Raw genomic sequence first — 16,247 nt, 5'->3', positions numbered from 1 at the left:
AAACTTCACGGCCTTTCCCCGATAGAATATCGGGAAAAGGCCGTGGCATAATACTCTTTTTATTACTGTCTACTTGACAGGGAGATGACCAATAGATGTCCTCTTTTTTTGATTGGAATTGTCTGAAAAATGTTTCTCAAAATTTTAGTAGAGGTATCGGCTGGGAAAGTAAGAATTGTATAAAAGTGTCAAAAATCTTTATGGGAATGGGGAATGTTATAGTGAAAAAGCAAGTCATTTCATCAGCATTAGCGTTAACTGTTATCGCCGGGGGATTTGGAGCGTTTGGGGCAACGACAACGAAAGCGGAAGAACAAAAAATTCAATATCATCAAGAATTTAAAACACCTGCATACATAGGTGAAGAATGGAAAGCACCGGAAGGACTAGATAAAAAAGAGACAGTCTTTCAATACTTAGAGAGTAAGAAAGATATGTTTAAATTAGCAGGAAATATTGAAAAGCATTTTAATATCGTTGGGGAAGAAAAAGACGCTGAATCTGATACGACACATGTGAAGCTAGTTGAGAAACATAATAACATTCCTGTGTACGGTTCTGATCAAACTGTTACACTTGATAAAGAGAATAATGTAAAAGCATTCTTCGGACAAGTTATTCCGAATTTAGATGATAAAAATATTCCTGCAGCTGCAAGCATTACTGCGGAACAAGCAGAAACGATTGCAAAGGCAGATATTGAGAAAGAAATTGGTAAAGTAAAGAGTTATGACGGTGTGAAAAAAGATTTATTTGTATATGAAAAGGACGGTAATTACTACCTTGCATACTTAGTTAAGGCATCGATTTCAAAACCAGCTCCAGGATATTGGCATTATTTTGTTGATGCAACGAATGGAAATGTTATTGAGAAATATAACGCTGTAGATAACATTACTGGATTTGGTTACGGAGTATTAGGTGCTAGACAATCATTTGAAATTGCTCAAGATACGAAAACAGGACAATTCAACTTGTTTGATGGTAAACGAGGACAAGGTGTTCATACATTTGATGCAGAAAATATGGACGAGAACTGGTTTAATTTATTCTCACAATGGCTTGGATATACAGGAGAAGAAGTTGAAAGTAAATCTAAGTTCTTCGAAGATAAAGCTGCAGTTGATGCGCATGTAAATGCAGGAAAAGTATATGATTACTACAAAAAGACATTTAATCGTGACTCTTTCGATGATAAAGGTGCGAAGCTTATTTCAACTGTTCACGTAGGTACAGCTTGGAATAACGCAGCTTGGAATGGTGTGCAAATGATGTACGGTGATGGCGATGGAAAAACATTCATTCCATTATCTGCTGGACTTGATGTTATCGGTCACGAATTAACGCATGCTGTAACTGAACATACAGCAAACCTTGTTTACAAAAATGAGTCAGGGGCGTTAAATGAATCGTTATCTGATATTATGGGTGTTATGGTTGAGAAGAAGAGCTGGGATTTAGGTGCTGATATTTATACACCTGATAAACCTGGTGATGCGCTTCGTTCACTAAAAGATCCAGCATCTATTCCAAACCCATTAAAACCAAGTGAAGGTTACCCAGATCACTATAGTAAACGTTATACTGGAACAGCTGATAATGGCGGCGTTCATATTAACAGTAGTATTAATAATAAAGCTGCTTATTTAGTTTCTGAAGGCGGAGATCATTACGGCGTGAAAGTAACTGGAGTGGGCCGTGAAGCGACAGAAAAAATTTACTACCGTGCGCTTACGAAATATTTAACTGCAAACTCTGACTTCAAAATGATGCGTCAAGCGGCACTTCAGTCAGCTGAAGATTTATACGGTAAAAACTCTAAAGCTGTACAAGCTGTAACGAAAGCTTATGATGCAGTAGGTGTAAAATAATAAGAGAAAAGACCTGACATCCTAGTCAGGTCTTTTCTTTATCCCGCTATCCGCAAATGATGAAATTTCCACTTTGTTTAGTCGCGAATACCTAATGCGATTTTCGCCATACGTGACATACGTTCTTTCGACCACGGTGGATTCCAAACGACATTTACTTCTATTTCATTAACTTCAGGTACGTTTGTTGATAATACTTTTTTAACGTTTGGTACGATTTGCCCAGCCATTGGACAACCGATAGAAGTCATAGTCATCGTAATGACAGCATTATTATTTTCATCTGCTGTAACATCATACACTAATCCAAGATTAACGATATCAACACCTAGTTCAGGGTCAATAACAGCTTCTAAATTGGCAAGTAATTTATTTTCAAATGCTTCTTGTGACATAAGCAGCCCCTCCTACACTTTAATGATATCGATTCTCATTATAACGGAAATGAGCATAATGTGCAGGAAATGAGCTCAAAAAAATATCCCTCTTCGCAAGAGGGATATTTTTTGAACATCTATTCTGTTTTAAAATGAGATACGAGCTGATCTAACTCTTCAACTGTTTGTTTCATTTTTCTAGCAGTTACTGTCATTTCATTCATAACAATAACTTTCTGTTCAGCAGATTGTGCCGTTGCGGCAGTTTCGCTGGATACTTCAGTAGAGATAGAAGCGATGTTATTAAGTGAAGCATTCATTTCTTCAGCACTTGCAGCCATTTCTTCAGCAGTTGCTGATATATCTTGCATTTGAGTAGATACTTTATTTACTTGTTCCACAATTGTTGTGAAAGAAGTACCAGCTTCACGAATAACATTGATACCTTCAAATGCTTCAGAACGGCCTTGAGACATCATAGAGCTAGCAGTCTCTGTATCATTTTGAATTTGATGTAGTAATTGATTAATGTCTGTTGCAGCTGTTTTAGATTGTTCAGCAAGTTTTCGAACTTCGTCAGCTACGACAGCAAATCCTTTTCCTTGCTCGCCAGCACGAGCTGCCTCAATAGAAGCATTTAAAGCAAGTAAGTTTGTTTGCTCAGCAATATTAGAAATAGATTGTACAGCAGTATCAATATATTTCGTATGAGTGATTAGACGTTCAACCACTTCTGACGTAGCATTTACAGCTTCGTGTATTGTTGTCATTTGTGAAACAGATTTTTGAATAACGGTACTTCCATCGCTAGCATGTTCAGATGTGGCAACAGCAAGTTCCGCTACAGATGAAGCGGATTCAGCAATACGCTGAACACTTACTGCCATATCGTCCATTGCAGTTGAACTTTCTTCCATACTAGAAGTTTGTGATTGAATACTTGCATTTAAGTTGGACATCGAGCTTTGGACTCTTAATGTCGCCTCACGTGATGTATTCGTTTTTTCTAGCATATTTTCAGAAGCGGTTTGTACTTCCACTGATGTTTTTTGAACACGATTAATGATATGTTGTAGGTTTTCTAACATTTTATTAAATGATGCTGCAATAGCACCGATTTCATCGTTGCTATTTACTTGTAGACGTGCCGTTAAGTCACCTTCTTCAGAGGCTAATTCTTTTAGTTTTGTATCAATTTGTTGAATTGGTTTCACAAGTTTACCAGAGAACCACCATGCAAGAATAATTGCAACGATAATACAAATAACAAGTGATAGAAAGACTGCATATTCAATTCCTAGTGAAGATTGATCAATTTGTTCAATAGATTGTTCACGTAATTTAGCTTGTTCATTACTGTAATTTGTGAAGTCACCAATTACTTTATAGACCGTTCCGTTTTCTGAAGAAGCTACTTGTAAAGCTTCTTCCCATTTTTGTTCTTTTGCAAGAGTGAATACTTTTTCTTCAACGAACTTTCTCCAAGTAGAACCTAATTCCATTGTACTTTTTACGGACGAAGAAAGATTTGGATTAGAAAGAAGTTTATCTTTTGAATCCTCAAGACGTTTACTCATCTCATTAAACTTGTCTATTTCGGCTTGATCATGTTGTAGTAAATAACCTCTTAAAGCAGATAGCTGTACTTGATAAGCGTCTCCACGTTCTTTCAATTCTGTTGCCAGTGGAGAAATTTCTTTTTGTAATGTTTCAGCTTTACGAGATTGGTCAATAGCAAAAAATAAAATAAAAGCTAAGGCGATACCAAATAAAGCGCAAATCGTTCCCATCATGAACATAAGTTTTTTTCTGATACTTACAAAATTCATATAATTAAAAGCCTCCTTTGTGAAATCTTAGTATTAGAATTAATAAATGTAAAAAATTGAAAGAAAGCTTTACTCCAGTTGGAATAAAGCTTTCTTATTTCCTTTAGGAATTATAGCAGACGGAATGAGAGATAGAAAGAGATATTTTAAAGTGAAAAAGGAGAACCTGTAAAACTTTCTTTCCTATACCTTTGAGTTCGTTTCATTTTCACTTTAAGCGTTTGTTTTGAAATGAGAGACGAGAACTTCAAGTTCTTGTACGATTGTTTTCATTTCAGATGATTTGTTAGCCACGATACTCATTTTGTTTACTTGATCACCAGCTGAATGTGCTGTTTGTAATGTTTCTGCAGCAACTTCATTTGAAATAGAGGCGATATTATTTAAAGCTGCGTTCATTTCTTCAGAGCTTGCAGCCATCTCTTCAGCAGTTGCAGACATTTCTTGCATTTGCGTAGAGACTTTGTTAATGTGGTTAACAATTTCTGAGAATGAAAATCCGGCAGTACGAATAACAGTAATTCCTTCAGAAGCTTCTGCTTGACCTTGTGTCATCATGTCATTTGCTATTTTAGTATCGGCTTGAATTTGATGCAGTAAATGGTTAATGTCAGTTGCGGCTAGTTGAGATTGTTCAGCAAGTTTTCGAACTTCATCAGCAACAACAGCGAATCCTTTTCCATGTTCACCAGCACGAGCTGCTTCAATAGAAGCATTTAAAGCGAGTAAATTTGTTTGCTCGGCGATATTCGAAATAGATTGAAGTGCAGTATCGATATGATTTGTATGTGTAATGAGTCGCTCAACTACTTGTGATGTAGCGTTAACAGCTTCGTTAATTGTGTGCATTTGTGTAATAGATTTCTCAATGACTTTATTCCCATCATCTGCTTTTTCTGAAGTTGTAACAGCTAAACTAGTAACAGAAGAGGCGGACTCAGCGATACGCTGAACACTTGTTGCCATGTCATCCATTGCAGTTGAACTTTCTTCAATGCTAGAAACTTGTGAACGAATATTGTGTTCAAGAGCATTCATAGTTTCTTGGGTCCTTGCGGTATTTTCCATAGAAGCAGTCGTTTCGATAAATACATTTTCGGAAGCTTCTTTTACACTTGTTGATGTTTGTTGAACTTGTTTTATTATAAGCTGTAAGTTAGTGAGCATTTGATTAAAAGAATTTGCAATGTCACCTATTTCATCTTTACTTGTTACGTGTAATCTAGCCGTTAAATCTCCATCTTGAGAAGCTAATTCTTTTAACTTCTCATCAATTTGTCGAATTGGTTTAACGAGTTTACCAGAGAACCACCATGCTAATAAAATAGACGTTAATGTACATGTAATGAGTGAGAAGAAAATAATATATTGAATAAGTGATGAAGAAGACTCAACGTCAGCAATTAATGCGTCACGTTTCTCATTCTCTTCATTTGTATATTTATTAAAACGACCTAAAAGATCATTTACATAATCTGTTTGTGCTAAAGCAATTTTGGATGCTTCGTCCCATTTTCCTTCACGAGCAAGAGGTAGTACCTCATTATCTATGACGCTACGCCATTTTCCCCCCATTAAAATAGCTTCTTTCATTCCTTCTGGGAGCTTCTTGTCACTTGTTACTTTCTCTCTAGTATCAGCTAATTTTTTCCCTTCTCGGTTGAACTTATCTAATCCTTTTTGATCATGTGATAGTAAATATTCTTGTAAACCAGCAACTTGTGCTTGGAACCAATCGCCACGTTCTTTTAAAATCGTCGCTCTTTTTGATACATCATTTTTTAACGTTTCGATTTCACTTGCTTGATTCATGGCGAATGAAAGAATAACAATAAGAGCAATGCTAAATAAAGAAGAAATGCTTAAGAGTGTGAACAGTAGTTTTTTTCGAATACTAACATATTTCATCGTTACCCCTACCCTCATTTAAACTGTTTATTATGATTTATAGATATTTAAAACAAAATTAATAAAAACATTATTATGAAGTTATTAATCTGTTCAATGAAAATTATAGCAGATAATGGAAGCAGTCAGATTGGTATTAGAAAAAGTTCTTAAAATGTATACATTTGCATATCATAAAATTCATAAATAAATATTAGAAATGCTATTGAAATTTGAAATGACATCATGTATACTTCTAATTAGTTGATAACGATTATCAGTATCAACTGAAACATTACTCTTCGTTATGTTGGTCATACCCCTTTTTGACGACGTAAGTCAGAGACGAAATGTTGAAATATCTTGTGTCCTATTCTACAGAATTATGGTAATCTCCAACCTCAACTTATATGCGTGAGCATGCAAAAAGGATCCTATCCGTGAAGGGATCCTTTTTTGCATGCTGTCGCAATTATTGTATATAGACCAGGGATACGTTCTTCGATTCCTTCCGGTGCAGCAGAAGGGAAGAGCCATCTTTGATGAGGTCCGTGTTCTTCAACTAGTTTTTCAATTTTAAAATGTTCTTCCGCGAGTGTTGTAATAATTTCTCCTAACGTCCAGCGACGGATGGTTGTTTTAGGTAGCGATTCTTTCTGTGCTTCTGTAAGAAGGATGCTATAAGCAACATCATCTTCAATTAATTCTTCATCGAAATAATTTCCACTTGCTCGAAATGATGGATGGTCTACTCCTAATAGCTTTGTGTATATTGGATGGTAATCGCGAAGGATAAGTATTCCACCGGGCTTTAGTAGTTGAGAGATTGTTGTAAAAAGTGGTTTTAAATCTAGAAAGTAATGAAGTACACCAAGTTCCAGTAATACGATATCAAATGATTTGGAGAGATTTACATCTAGTACATCAGAAACGATGTAATGAATAGAGACGCCTGCGGCTTCCGCAAGTTCATTTGCATATTTTGCATTACTTGCTGAAATATCAACAACTGTTACGTCAGCTCCTAAAAGAGCGAGTGCGACAGCTTTATTTCCTTTTGAGCCGAGTAAATTAATAATACATTTTCCTTTTGGAGATTGTATGTAAGGTAAATAATGTGCTACTTCGCGCGTGGGATCTTTCATGATTTTTTTCGCATAATCAGCTGGTGCCCCGTGGCGATTCGTCCAAGTTTCATAAGCAGCTGTATTCCAGCTTTTTGCATTTATAGTGCTTAGTTGTTTTTGGTTCAATGTTATCACTCCTTTTGTGAACGTATAGTTATTCGGCAGGGGGATGGGATTTCCTTTTCTTTCTGAATAAAAGTTTGATTTTTCTGTGATTAAGTCGTACAATACTTTTTATACGTAAAAGCGTTGAAAAGGAAAAGTAGGATGAACACATTCTTTCCAGAGAGCTTCGGTAGCTGAGAAGAAGCAAGAATATTCATTTGAACAATGGCCTTTGAGCTTCGTCCTGAACTTATCAAATGATAATAGTAGGCGGCGACGAGAGTTGGTACTCGTTATCAAAACCACAGTATAAGAGCATATAGCTCCGTACTTGTTAAGGCTAATTATGTGAGTAATTGGCGAAATAAGGTGGTACCGCGACTGTTTATACAGCCCCGCCCTTATCTTTTTTAAGATAAGGGCGGGGCTTTTTATATTTAAAAGGAGGAATGTAAGATGAGTATTTTTATTGGAGGCGCTTGGCCGTATGCAAATGGTTCGTTACACCTTGGCCATATTGCGAGTTTGTTACCTGGAGATATTTTAGCGCGTTATTACAGGGCAAAAGGTGAGAATGTGCTGTATGTTTCAGGGAGTGATTGTAATGGAACACCGATTGCAATTAGAGCAAAACAAGAAGGTGTGACAGCGAAAGAAATTGCTGATAAGTATCATGAAGAGTTTGAACGATGTTTTTGTAGCCTTGGTTTTACTTATGATTGCTATACACGTACAGATAGTGAGCACCATCATGAAACGGTTCAAAATGTTTTTTTACGTTTATTAGAAGAAGGACATATTTATAAAAAAACAGTGGAACAAGCATATTGTGAAACGTGTACGCAATTTTTACCGGATCGTTATGTAGAAGGAATATGTCCGCATTGTCATGAAGCAGCAAGAGGAGATCAATGCGATGCTTGTTCTGCTATTTTAGATCCTCTCGATTTGTTAGAAAAGAAATGTAAGTTATGTGGTAGTACGCCATCTGTAGAGGAAACAGAGCATTTCTATTTTGCATTGCATACATTTCAGCAGCAAATTAAAAGGACTGTAGAAATTGCCAAACAAACAGGGACATGGCGCGACAATGCGATTCAACTAACAGAGAGGTATGTAAAGGAAGGATTACTAGATAGGGCCGTATCACGTGATTTACCAATTGGGGTACCAATTCCAGTAGAAGGGTATGAAGATAAGAAAATTTACGTATGGATTGAAGCGGTGACAGGCTATTATTCAGCGAGTAAACATTGGGTTGAAGAAACAGGGAAAGATGATCAAGAGTTTTGGGATAGCGAAGCGAAAACATATTATGTGCACGGAAAGGATAATATTCCGTTTCATTCCGTCATTTGGCCAGCGGTATTACTTGGAATAGGGGAGGAAGCAATCCCGCGTCATATCGTTTCGAATGAATATTTAACAGTTGAAAAAAGAAAATTATCTACAAGTAAAAACTGGGCAGTATGGGTGCCTGACATATTAGAACGATATGATCCAGATTCTATTCGTTACTTTTTAACCGTCAACGCACCAGAAAATCGCGATACTGATTTTTCATGGCGGGAATTTATTTACAGTCATAATAGTGAATTATTAGGTGCATACGGGAACTTTGTGAACCGGACATTAAAGTTTATTGAAAAATATTATGGTGGTATCGTGCCGAAAGGAAGTATTGAAGTAGAGCTGAAAGATAAAGTAGAAGGATTATATAAACAGGTAGGAGAGGCGATTGAGCAAACTAAATTTAAGGTGGCGTTAGAGACAGTATTTGATACAGTACGTTTTGCAAATAAATATTTTGATGAAAAGCAGCCTTGGAAACAAAGAGAAGATGATCCAGTTTCATGTGAAGAAACGATTTATAACTGTGTGTATCTTATCGCTAATTTTGCCCATCTCCTTGAGCCATTTTTACCATTTTCAAGTGAAAGAGTTCGAAACACATTGTCGATTGTGAAACGAAATTGGGAACCGCAAAATACGTTGCCAAGTAGAATTGATAGCGTACAGCCATTATTTGAGCGAATCGATGTAAAACAAATTGAGCATGAGATAGAGAAGCTGTATGGAGCGGTAAAATGAGATAGAGAAAAAGACCTTTCAAGTAAATGAAAGGTCTTTTGTTATGCAGTATGGTTCTCTTTCTTATCTTTCAAAAAGAAAAGTACAGCAAGGATTACAAGAATAATAGCTGCAATATCATACGTTATTTTAAATGTAGTATTAAAGTTTAAGTACTCTACGAAAGGAGTTTTCACTGCTCCTGCATATATACAAACGGGAACGAGAAGTAAATCGTAAAATTTCTTTTCTTTCATATATCTTATTAGGAAGAAGATACACATAATAGCAAAAAATACGATGCTTAAAATAGTCATTTATACCTCCAGATAAATTTACTTATTTTAGTTGCAGTTATATCTTTTATATAAATTCTGTATTTTTTCAAGCGCTGTGCACGCGATTGTGTTTCCTTTCTTTCCTAGCCGTAAGTAGCTGAGGAGTGAAAATCCCAACCAATATAAAAATAATTCCAATCCACTGCATGAACGTTACGACTTCATGTACAAGTGTAATAGAAGCAATAATAGCAGTTGGTAATTCAGCTGCACCTAATATTGTACCAAGCCCTGTTCCAACCTTTGGTACACCGATTGAAAAACAAATGACAGGTACAACAACGCCGAATAATCCGAGGAAGAAAGCATATTTCCATAGGCCAGCTTGCAAAGCACCGTCTGTTAAAAAGGTTGGCGGAAAGAATAGGCATACGATAAGAGTAGCACTTGTTGTCATAAGAAAGCTTTTCGTATAAGGCGGAACATCCGTAGCGACGCGCCCGCTCGCAAAAACATAGAATGAAAAAGAGACAGCAGCTAATAGCCCAAAGATAATCCCTTTCGTAGAAAAACTTTGTCCGAGGCCTTCAAATACACCACCTGCAAACAATGTACCAGCAAATAAAATAAGGATAGATATGATCTTATCGCGGCTTGGAAATGTTCGATTTGCAATTGCTTCGATAATGACACCAATCCAAGTGAACTGAAAGAGTAGGACGACAGCGATAGATGCGGGTAGTTCTTCTACAGAAATAGCGTAAAAAATCCCAGTCATACTCATTGTTGTTCCGACGGTTAGTAATGAAAAAAATTGTTTTTTTGTTACTTTATGACGTGAAAAGAAAAGAACGAGTAGAAATAGTCCAATCCATCCGAAGACATATTGTCCCCCTAGTAGTTGATGTGCTGAAAATCCATTTATGAATCCGAGTTTGAAAATAGTTGAAAGTATGCCGTAGCTGCAAGCACCGAATAAAACGAGCAATGAATATTTAAACTTTTCCATAAAAAATCCTCCTTTTAAGTAATAAAAAACGCCCGCTATCCAAATAAGGATAACGGGCGAACGAAACAGAGTAAGACACTCTACAAAATTCCGCCACTCACACATGAAGTATGAGTTTGGGGTATGTAATTATAGTGAATGTTACATTGCTTTTGGGAATACAATGGAGCATTTTACACCTTGAGCTGTGTTTTGTATCCCGTAAGGAAACTGATGTTTATCTAATATTTGTTTCACGATATATAATCCAAGACCACTACCTTGTACTAAACCGTGTTTATCAGGGTTTGCGCGATAAAAAGGCTCAAATAAATGAGCAAGTTTATCTTCATCAATTTGTGAACCTGTATTTAATACTTCTAATGCATAACCATTTGGTTTTTCATAAAGCTTTATATATACGTGCTGATGGTCAATTGTATAATGAATTGCATTTGAAATAATGTTAAAAATAGCAGTTTGAATAAATTTAGGATCAGCTAAAATTTGTACGTCGTGTTTAATATTAGATTGTACATTTAATTGTTTTACAGATACAAAGTAATCTACTTTCTTCATAACATCCTCAATAATATTAGATAAAGAAATGACTTCTAAATTCGGTTTAAATTGAGGGTTTTGTATTTTGGATAATTATGACATTTTTTCCGTTAATATGTTAATGTCTTGCATCATCTCGTAGGAACGTTTCAAATACTTATCTCTATCTTTATAAGCTCCAATTCCGTGAATCATGCCATCTAGTTGTCCCATAACGGCTGCGATTGGTGTTTTTAATTCATGGGACACCATAGACATAAATTCTTTACGAGATTGTTCTAATTGTTGTTCCTTCTTGAGCTCGCTTCTTAAATCTTGATTGCTTTCATGTAAATTCCTCACAATATTTGGTACTTGTGAAGCAGCTACTTGCAAATTAAAATCTGTTTGATCTGCATTTTTGTTAAGTAGCTTTTTATCTGAGAAATCAAGATTCATAATATCTTTTAAAGCATCGCTCATATATTGAAAAGGTTTGGCAATTAGTTTTGTATAAATTAAAGATCCAAGTAGTGATAATGCAAGCATTGTCGCGCCAATATGTGGAGCTAATTGCTGCAACGCATCTGCTAACTTTGGATTATCATTTGTATCATTTGTTTTACTTGCTGCATTTTGTGTATGTAAGGCATCATTATTAGCGGCTTTCTTTTCTGCTTCTGTAGGCGGATTAGAAGTGCTATTTTTCCCCGAAAGATTTTGTGTATGTTCTTTTGCCTTTACAGTTTGGCTAGGCCGCAAAAGGTGATTGATAGCTGTAGAAAGAGATTTATAATCTATAATAGAAGATTGGAAATTAGAAATGCTCTCCTCTGACACAGCTTTATTTTGCTTCGTTTTACTTCCGTCGTTTTGCTTATCTGAATCGGCCTGTTCTGTAGTCGGCGTTCCATTTTCTTTCGCAAAATGTTCTTTATCGTAGTTTGAAGCTAGAAAGTAAATAATTTGATAAAGGCAAAGTGATAAAAGAATACAAAATAATAAGGTTTTGATGAAAATATTTTTGGTGATGTTGTCTTTGCTACGATTCGATTTTGTAGCCAATGCCTTTCACCGTTTTAATATAAGGAATTCCTAATTTTTTTCTTAAGTTTTTAATATGTGTATCTATAACTCTTACATCACCATAATGTTCATAGCCCCATACCTTATTCAACAAATCACTTCTTGATAATACTTTTCCTCGATTTTGCAGTAAAGTATAAATAATTTCAAATTCTTTTGTTGTCAATTCAATTTGATTACCATGAACATAAGCTGCATATGCTGTAGAGTTTAACATCAATTCATGGAATTGTAGTATAGTTGCAGCTTCTGCTTCCTTCGTTGCTGCCCTTCTTAATACAGCCTCTACACGCTTAATAAATACAGTGTAATGGAACGGTTTCGTAATATAGTCATCAATACCTAACTCAAATCCTTTAATTTCACTTTCTTCATTATGTAAGCCTGTTAACATAATGATTGGTACATCAGATTGTCCTCGCATAATTTTACAAATACTATAGCCATCTATATCTGGTAACATTACATCGAGGAGGACAAGATCGTATGAATTTTTTTGGAAAAGAAGAATACCTTCTGTTCCAGCACCAACTACATCAACTGTAAAGTTTTGTGCCATTAGAAATTCACGAATAAGTTCTTGTATATCTGGGTTGTCTTCAATCACCAGTATATGCGTCATAGTAACACCTCCTAAATAACGCTTTTTACTGCAATATTCGAATTCATCATTTTTCGAGTGACTCAGATTGTTTATACATATAATAAGCCCCCGCTATAAAATAATCATGAAGGTAGCAAGGGGAATAGTTTAGTGTTACTGAATAGTTCAGAATTACAGTAGTTCTATTATAGTATGTATTATAAAATTTATAAAACATTATAACTGTATAATTTTAATATCTACGTTTATCAATGTTTAGATATCAGCTAATCAAATCTATTCCTATTATATATGTAAATACAGTTGTTTTGCTACTGTAAATGAATAAATAAAATAAGCCAAGACATAAAATTCTTGGCTACACATAAATCTTGTTTTTAGGCTATTTTACAGTGACAGTAGCTTGCTGCTGAACGCGCTCAAATAACCAGTGTATATCATTGTTATACATACGAATACAACCAAGTGTTGTCCATTTGCCGATTGCTTGATTATTGTTAGTTCCGTGAATCGCATAAGTTGTTCCGTAAGTTCCTGCCATATTTAATCCGAGCCAACGGTCACCAAGTGGATTACGTGGATCGCCGCCTTTAATTTTGCCTGTATAATAAGGGCGGTTTTTAATTTTATTTACGATTTGAAAAGTGCCTTTAGGTGTAGGTGTTGCAGCTTTTCCAGTAGCGACAGTAAAACTTTTTATAAATTTTCCATCCTGATAATAATCCATTTTATTTAACTGAGTGTCTACGATTAATTGATCTTTCGTTGTAGCTGCCTCTGCACTAGCGAATGGAAGAGTTAAAAATCCTAATGATAATAGTGCGCTTAATAATAATTTTTTCATTGTTATTCTCCTTTTACTATCGTAATAGTCTTACATACAATGAAGTTGTAATCCTCGTAATGCTTTATTTACATTTTCATCTAATGTTTCAAAGAATGTAGTGATTTTGCTGTTGTGTTTGTTGTTATCAATAAGTAATCTTTCATTTAATAAAAGCTCACCACGTAGGCCAAAACTTTGAACTTGAATATTTAGCTCATCTTCATTTTCAGAAATGATTGGTAAGAAATAGTGAAAAGCTTTTGTTGGAATGATGTAGCTTTTGCCAATCATGCTTTCTTGATTTGAATTAATCCATTTTTTCGTGACAATTTTAATATTCTTTTTTGAAACGATAAAAGATAGTGTTGTAGATTTTGTTAAACTTACGTCAAATTCACTTGTTTCACATATTTGTAAATTAAAAACGGTTTCATTTTGATGAGATTCAACATTTGTATTAATAAAATCGTGCATTTTATATGCTTCCATTTCGTATTCACCCTTTTTTCAATTTCGAAAAACGACTTATATTTATTCAAATTAATGCTTAGTCATATATTGGTTAAATTTTTCAACAAATTCCGATATAATCTTACAATACGTATATGAAGCTAATATGAAGTTAGCATGAGTTTGTGATGGTTTTTTATTGAGAACAAAATAAGAGAGCTTTTTTAGTGCTAAAAAATGGATAAAATCTGCATGTTATTAATGCGTCTTTTCGCTATTTCGAATTGAAAAATGATTTTTACTATTTAATAAAGAACGAAAATCATTAGTGTGACCCTTACAAAAATGTAATAAAAATGTAAGCTATTGTGATAGTTATTTCGACAATTTTTTTATACAATAATAGTAAGAAGTTGTACGTGATTGAAAGGAGAGATGACATGGAATGGATTCATGAATTATTTCAGCAATACGGGTATTATGTTGTACTTGTCGGTTTGCTGTTAGAATATATTGCACTTCCGTTTCCGGGAGAGCCAACATTAGCATATGCGGGATTTTTAGCACATAAGGGTGATTTAAGTTTACCGATTTTAATCATTCTATCCTTTATTGGGACAAGTGTAGGAATGACGATTCAATACTTTTTAGGAAATAAATTAGGTATGCCTTTCATTCAAAGGTATGGGAAATACGTATTTTTAACACAAAGAAAAATTGACTTAACGAGAATGTGGTTTGATAAGTATGGGTACTTCCTAATTTTTATTGGTTTCTTTATTCCTGGTGTACGTCATTTCACAGGATACTTTGCAGGAATTATTAATTTACCATTCCGTCGTTTTGCCATTACAATTTATTCAGGCGCTCTATTTTGGGTATCATTCTTCTTAATCGGTGGTTACTGGTTAGGTGGAAACTTACATGATATCTTTGGAGTGCTAGAAGGTCATATCGGTAAAATCATTTTTGGAGTTATTGTGATTGTAGCGGTTACGTTGGGTATTCGTTTCCGTAAGCAGTTAAAACGAGTATTACTACAAAACGCAAGTTAATATGAAATCCATTCTATGTCAGAATTTAGGAAGGTAGTGCAAAAGCACTGCCTTTTTTATTTTATTTTTAAGACTATGTTTAATGTGCATTTTACATTCTTTATAGGAATTTGATACAAGATAAGAAATAAGTATCTTGTCAATTATTATAGTCGTAATGACAAATATAATTGACAAAAATAAGGATATTATTTACAATTTTAATTAAATAAATGAAAAAGAGGGAAGACATGAAGCTTCAAAATCGAGTGAGGGAATTGCGAGCAAAGCATCGTTTATCACAAGGGGATTTAGGGAAAGCGATTGGATCATCACGGCAAACGATTAGTTTAATTGAGCGTGGGGATTATGCACCATCTATCGTATTGTCGTTAAAAATCGCACAAATTTTCAATGTACCGGTGGAGGAAATATTTACGTTAGTAGAGGGGGAAGAGGACGATGAAGAGTAAGCGAAAAAAACAATTTGATTCTGTGGGGAAAATAGCATTAAGTATGATAGGAGGATTTTTAACGTCTTATATAGCTTTAAATTTACTCTCGGATGAACCGAGAAAATTATCATCCAATACATTTATAGGTATATGTACTATTTTTGGAATTTTAATGATGTACTATACTTGGAAGAATACACGTATGTTAGCAGAGGCACGCGATGAAGAAGAGAGCGTACAAGGCAGAAAATTAGGCATTATAAGTATATATTTACGTGTAGGTGATATAGTTACGCAGGCATGGTTTGTATATGCAGTTATTACATGTAGACGTGCACTGTTGCAGGATACAAATGTTTCATTTGCGGTGTGGAATTTAGTAGCTTCTATTGCTTGTTTAACTACAGTAGTAATTATCGGACTCATAACAAAAAATCGTTATAATAAGCTATATCCTGAACAGGGTGTAACGTATATGGAATCTATGAAAATGTGGACGAAAAATGCAGATGAAGGATTAAAGCACATTGTGCATGAGGCTGGATATAAAGCATATGAATTTACGAATACAATATTGGCATATGTATGGTGGGCTGCCGTTATATATACAGCTGCTAGTAATATCGATTTTGTATTAATTGGCTTAATCTCATTTATTTGGATATTGCATCTTGGGAAGTTCATGTACGAAATGCAAAGGAAAATGATTTATTAAGGGGA

14 protein-coding genes, 1 pseudogene and 1 other annotated feature are annotated in these 16,247 nt (G+C 34.9%); of the genes and pseudogenes, 5 read left to right on the top strand and 10 right to left on the bottom strand.

Annotation, left to right across the window (positions count from 1 at the left end; all coding sequences use genetic code 11):
- Positions 1 to 221 precede the first annotated feature (221 nt).
- Positions 222 to 1,871 (top strand): M4 family metallopeptidase, encoded by a 1,650-nt coding sequence (locus tag MR169_RS10985; protein WP_043308787.1) that lies wholly within the window; start codon positions 222 to 224, stop codon positions 1,869 to 1,871.
- Between the two features lie 77 nt (positions 1,872 to 1,948).
- Here the strand turns inward: MR169_RS10985 and MR169_RS10980 are convergent, their stop codons facing one another.
- The 4 genes from MR169_RS10980 to MR169_RS10965 all read right to left on the bottom strand — a co-directional run bounded on the left by MR169_RS10980 (position 1,949) and on the right by MR169_RS10965 (position 7,217).
- On the bottom strand, positions 1,949 to 2,266 hold the full coding sequence (locus MR169_RS10980; RefSeq protein ID WP_242319374.1) for a metal-sulfur cluster assembly factor: 318 nt from the start codon (positions 2,264 to 2,266) through the stop codon (positions 1,949 to 1,951).
- 119 nt (positions 2,267 to 2,385) lie between these two features.
- A complete protein-coding gene (locus MR169_RS10975) occupies positions 2,386 to 4,077 on the bottom strand; it encodes a methyl-accepting chemotaxis protein (protein WP_242319373.1) in 1,692 nt (563 codons plus the stop codon).
- 213 nt (positions 4,078 to 4,290) lie between these two features.
- Entirely contained in the window at positions 4,291 to 5,985 is a 1,695-nt protein-coding gene (locus tag MR169_RS10970) for a methyl-accepting chemotaxis protein (RefSeq protein WP_016118854.1), read from the bottom strand.
- A gap of 413 nt (positions 5,986 to 6,398) precedes the next feature.
- Positions 6,399 to 7,217 carry a class I SAM-dependent methyltransferase gene (locus MR169_RS10965; protein ID WP_242319372.1) on the bottom strand — a complete coding sequence of 273 codons (819 nt, stop codon included), beginning with the start codon at positions 7,215 to 7,217 and terminating at the stop codon, positions 6,399 to 6,401.
- A 114-nt stretch (positions 7,218 to 7,331) separates the two neighbouring features.
- Positions 7,332 to 7,602, top strand: a binding site (T-box leader).
- Positions 7,603 to 7,652: 50 nt separating this feature from the next.
- Here MR169_RS10965 and metG point away from each other — a divergent pair.
- Positions 7,653 to 9,287 carry a methionine--tRNA ligase gene (gene metG, locus MR169_RS10960; protein ID WP_242319371.1) on the top strand — a complete coding sequence of 545 codons (1,635 nt, stop codon included), beginning with the start codon at positions 7,653 to 7,655 and terminating at the stop codon, positions 9,285 to 9,287.
- 41 nt (positions 9,288 to 9,328) lie between these two features.
- Here metG and MR169_RS10955 read toward each other — a convergent pair whose 3' ends face one another.
- The 6 genes and pseudogenes from MR169_RS10955 to MR169_RS10930 form a co-directional block, all read right to left on the bottom strand.
- Positions 9,329 to 9,583, bottom strand: a complete 255-nt coding sequence (locus MR169_RS10955) for a hypothetical protein (protein WP_000154132.1) — start codon at positions 9,581 to 9,583, stop codon at positions 9,329 to 9,331.
- A 67-nt stretch (positions 9,584 to 9,650) separates the two neighbouring features.
- A complete protein-coding gene (locus MR169_RS10950; protein WP_000410483.1) occupies positions 9,651 to 10,553 on the bottom strand; it encodes an EamA family transporter in 903 nt (300 codons plus the stop codon).
- Positions 10,554 to 10,694: 141 nt separating this feature from the next.
- Positions 10,695 to 12,038, bottom strand: a pseudogene (locus tag MR169_RS10945) (sensor histidine kinase).
- 76 nt (positions 12,039 to 12,114) lie between these two features.
- Positions 12,115 to 12,780, bottom strand: a complete 666-nt coding sequence (locus MR169_RS10940; protein ID WP_000148833.1) for a response regulator transcription factor — start codon at positions 12,778 to 12,780, stop codon at positions 12,115 to 12,117.
- Between the two features lie 364 nt (positions 12,781 to 13,144).
- Positions 13,145 to 13,606, bottom strand: coding sequence for a L,D-transpeptidase (locus MR169_RS10935; protein ID WP_000735058.1), 462 nt, complete (start codon positions 13,604 to 13,606; stop codon positions 13,145 to 13,147).
- A 30-nt stretch (positions 13,607 to 13,636) separates the two neighbouring features.
- Entirely contained in the window at positions 13,637 to 14,077 is a 441-nt protein-coding gene (locus MR169_RS10930; RefSeq protein ID WP_000388768.1) for a DUF3978 family protein, read from the bottom strand.
- 401 nt (positions 14,078 to 14,478) lie between these two features.
- Between MR169_RS10930 and MR169_RS10925 the strand changes: the two genes are divergently transcribed.
- From MR169_RS10925 to MR169_RS10915, 3 genes are all read left to right on the top strand, one after another.
- Positions 14,479 to 15,093 carry a DedA family protein gene (locus tag MR169_RS10925; RefSeq protein ID WP_000454755.1) on the top strand — a complete coding sequence of 205 codons (615 nt, stop codon included), beginning with the start codon at positions 14,479 to 14,481 and terminating at the stop codon, positions 15,091 to 15,093.
- A gap of 230 nt (positions 15,094 to 15,323) precedes the next feature.
- Positions 15,324 to 15,545, top strand: a complete 222-nt coding sequence (locus MR169_RS10920; RefSeq protein WP_000776168.1) for a helix-turn-helix transcriptional regulator — start codon at positions 15,324 to 15,326, stop codon at positions 15,543 to 15,545.
- Entirely contained in the window at positions 15,535 to 16,242 is a 708-nt protein-coding gene (locus MR169_RS10915; protein WP_000837712.1) for a DUF3169 family protein, read from the top strand. The genes MR169_RS10920 and MR169_RS10915 overlap by 11 nt, the downstream gene beginning before the upstream one ends.
- The last annotated feature ends 5 nt before the right edge of the window (positions 16,243 to 16,247 follow it).

This window comes from Bacillus cereus group sp. BfR-BA-01349 (genome assembly GCF_022663795.1).
GTDB classification, from domain to species: domain Bacteria; phylum Bacillota; class Bacilli; order Bacillales; family Bacillaceae_G; genus Bacillus_A; species Bacillus_A cereus.
Note: the sequence above shows the minus strand (reverse complement) of the source record. Positions and strands in the feature narration are given on the sequence as shown.

Excerpts from the sequence above, each read along its gene's own strand:
- MR169_RS10980 (WP_242319374.1), bottom strand. The coding sequence starts at position 2,266 with ATGTCACAAGAAGCATTTGAAAATAAATTACTTGCCAATTTAGAAGCT.
- MR169_RS10975 (WP_242319373.1), bottom strand. The coding sequence starts at position 4,077 with ATGAATTTTGTAAGTATCAGAAAAAAACTTATGTTCATGATGGGAACG.
- MR169_RS10970 (WP_016118854.1), bottom strand. The coding sequence starts at position 5,985 with ATGAAATATGTTAGTATTCGAAAAAAACTACTGTTCACACTCTTAAGC.
- metG (WP_242319371.1), top strand. The coding sequence starts at position 7,653 with ATGAGTATTTTTATTGGAGGCGCTTGGCCGTATGCAAATGGTTCGTTA.
- MR169_RS10955 (WP_000154132.1), bottom strand. The coding sequence starts at position 9,583 with ATGACTATTTTAAGCATCGTATTTTTTGCTATTATGTGTATCTTCTTC.
- MR169_RS10950 (WP_000410483.1), bottom strand. The coding sequence starts at position 10,553 with ATGGAAAAGTTTAAATATTCATTGCTCGTTTTATTCGGTGCTTGCAGC.
- MR169_RS10940 (WP_000148833.1), bottom strand. The coding sequence starts at position 12,780 with ATGACGCATATACTGGTGATTGAAGACAACCCAGATATACAAGAACTT.
- MR169_RS10935 (WP_000735058.1), bottom strand. The coding sequence starts at position 13,606 with ATGAAAAAATTATTATTAAGCGCACTATTATCATTAGGATTTTTAACT.
- MR169_RS10930 (WP_000388768.1), bottom strand. The coding sequence starts at position 14,077 with ATGGAAGCATATAAAATGCACGATTTTATTAATACAAATGTTGAATCT.
- MR169_RS10925 (WP_000454755.1), top strand. The coding sequence starts at position 14,479 with ATGGAATGGATTCATGAATTATTTCAGCAATACGGGTATTATGTTGTA.
- MR169_RS10920 (WP_000776168.1), top strand. The coding sequence starts at position 15,324 with ATGAAGCTTCAAAATCGAGTGAGGGAATTGCGAGCAAAGCATCGTTTA.
- MR169_RS10915 (WP_000837712.1), top strand. The coding sequence starts at position 15,535 with ATGAAGAGTAAGCGAAAAAAACAATTTGATTCTGTGGGGAAAATAGCA.